Raw genomic sequence first — 2,435 nt, forward strand, 5'->3', positions numbered from 1 at the left:
AAATTCCGATCCTGGCGTTCTTGGAGCAGCCAACTTTCTAAATTTGATCTGGCGGCGCAAGAACATGCCGCGGTGCGATATTCCCGAGTGGAAGAAGCAAGGGATTGGGCTGCGACCTGACACTGGTCCGCAGCCAAAGTCCAAAAAACCGCGAGGCATCGCTGGGAACGACTGATCCCGGTTTGGCTGAATGACCGCTTTTAGCCCAAAGCGACTAAGCTGTGGAGCCGTTTTCGAGCCACGACCTGTCCTCAGGAGAAAGCAACTCGGTCATTCGATCATCATACATGGCCAGGCTTTCTTCGGTCAGAATTCCCTCCCACTTATTGCTAGTGCCGCTTTCAAAGAACTGAGCGTTATCCTTCCAAATTCCCTTGTCTGCAGATGGCGCGAATTTGGACGCATTTTTTTTCATATTTGAAAATGTCGCTGCCAATGTGATCGCATCGAGGAGTTCTTCACTGAAGTTGCAGTGCAGAATTTCTGACACTCGCGCGACTGCGCCTCTAAGGTCTCGTGTCATGTCAGCATAATGAAACATGTGGATGTTAGGGACCGAGCTCCATTTGGCAAAACTTTTGTAATGGACAATCAGGCCTTCGAGTGACTCCGCAATGTTTTGATCGAGAGCAAACGGCTTACTGATAAAGGTTTGAACACCCCCATTAATATCGTCAGCTACAAAGCGATCCAGAGCGTCGCTTTTCATGTTTTTCAGGTGGTTCTGCACAGAAAACACCACATCCAACGGGTGTCGGTAGACTGCCAAGTAGGTGCAGCGAGGATCATAGGTGATGCCGTCCAAAGGCATATGTGTCTTGATGTATCGGCGGTGCGGCTGAGACTTGAGAAGCGCCATCATTTCTTGCTCGTCATTGAACTTGCTGTCCAGCCATTTTGAAACAGTGCCGATCCCCGGGTTCACTGCCGGATCGCCAAATATCAACATCCCGCAAATCGACTGTATCCACGTTGTTCCGCATTTGGGCGGCGTACAAACGAAAACGTCATCGGCGCGAGCTTCAAAGCGGGCCCATACATCAGAGTCGCTGGTGTCGGAATTGTATCTACGTGTGCACTGGGGGCGAAGGTCACTCATGTCAAAATCCTTAAAAAAATAATCTTGGATGCTTAAAGCCGCAGAAATATTACCAGACGTCGCAGAAAAACGCATGTTTGGCCTGAAGCTCCCACATCGACAAACTAGAATGACTCGATTGACACGACGAACGGCAGCTTTGTCCGCGTGGCGGACCTTGGCAAGGCTTTGCGGCGCAGGTCCGCTCTGAGCCCTGAGCGGGCCCTTAATCCATTACCGGCATCTGCTAAAGTTTTGTGAGATGCTAATCGTCCGGAGGAATGAGCACCAGCTTTCCAGGATATTTCTTGGCGATGAAGTCAGCTTGTGCAAGCGCGATGTCCTTGAGGGGATATGTCTTGGACACCAGCGGCTTCACGTGTCCTTGGTTGATCAGGGCTACCAATTCGCTGAACACGTCTTGCGGCGTGTAACTGCACCCGTAGAATGTGAGGTCGTTCAGATAAAGTGTACGGAGATCTGCGCTGACTATTGGCCCTGCGATCGCGCCCGAAGTTGCATATCGCCCGCCGGGCTTCAGGGCTTCAATCAACCGCGGCCATTCAGTTCCTCCGACAATATCCATTACGGCGGTCACACATCGGGTAGGAGGAGGTTCAGTGCGGTCCAAAACTTCGGCGGCACCGGCCTCGCGCACCACATCGTGCTTTGACGCGCTTGCTACGCCGGTCACCTTCGCACCTCTCAGTTTCGCCAGTTGAACCGCCGCAAGACCGACACCTCCGGAAGCGCCTGTAATCAGGACATGGTCGTCGGGCCCAACCCCGGATCGGCTCAATAGATTGTAGGCGGTGCCAAACGCACAGGGAATCGCGCCGAGTTCCAAATCTGACAGCGGCGCCTCGCTAACATCGTAAAGCTGCCGGGCAGATACGACACAATACTGCGCGAAAGCTCCGTCAAATTCCGAACCGATGGTAAGAAAGCGCGTCGGCGCACCTGTGGTCGGGTTTGGCTGGTTGGTCGGACAAATCACACGCATTCCGAGACGGACGTCTGTTACGTCCGGGCCCAGCCCAACCACCTCGCCGCAGAGGTCGCCGCCTTGAATCCGCGGAAAGTAAAGCTTGCCTGCCCATCCGCCGGAGTCGACATCCGCAGAGTCCAAGGCGTCATCCGTACTGCCATTAATTTCCTTGGAATACCAACCGATGCGCGTGTTGACATCGGTGTTGTTTACGCCTGCCGCGAGAACTTTGATAAGCACCTCGTCCTGACAGGGTCTCGGGGTCGGAATATCTTCATTCCAAAGAAGTTTTTTCGGTCCGCCGTGACCGGTAAGTTGCACGCCTTTCATGACTTCAGGGATCGGCATAACTGTCCTCCGTCGACAACC

The 2,435-nt window shown here is 53.4% G+C and carries 2 protein-coding genes; both read right to left on the reverse strand.

What is annotated here, in order from left to right:
- Window positions 1-214 precede the first annotated feature (214 nt).
- The gene (locus AC221Y_RS23050) at window positions 215-1,099 is read right to left on the reverse strand and encodes a sulfotransferase domain-containing protein (RefSeq protein WP_486708618.1); all 885 of its coding nucleotides are present in this window, start codon (window positions 1,097-1,099) and stop codon (window positions 215-217) included.
- A 244-nt stretch (window positions 1,100-1,343) separates the two neighbouring features.
- On the reverse strand, window positions 1,344-2,435 hold a 1,092-nt coding region (locus AC221Y_RS23055), incomplete at its 5' end, for an alcohol dehydrogenase family protein (RefSeq protein WP_486708619.1).

The organism is Boseongicola sp., from assembly GCF_057460485.1.

What these genes read in the sequence shown, in the direction of transcription:
- AC221Y_RS23050 (WP_486708618.1), bottom strand. Translation starts at nt 1,099, where the DNA reads ATGAGTGACCTTCGCCCCCAGTGCACACGTAGATACAATTCCGACACC.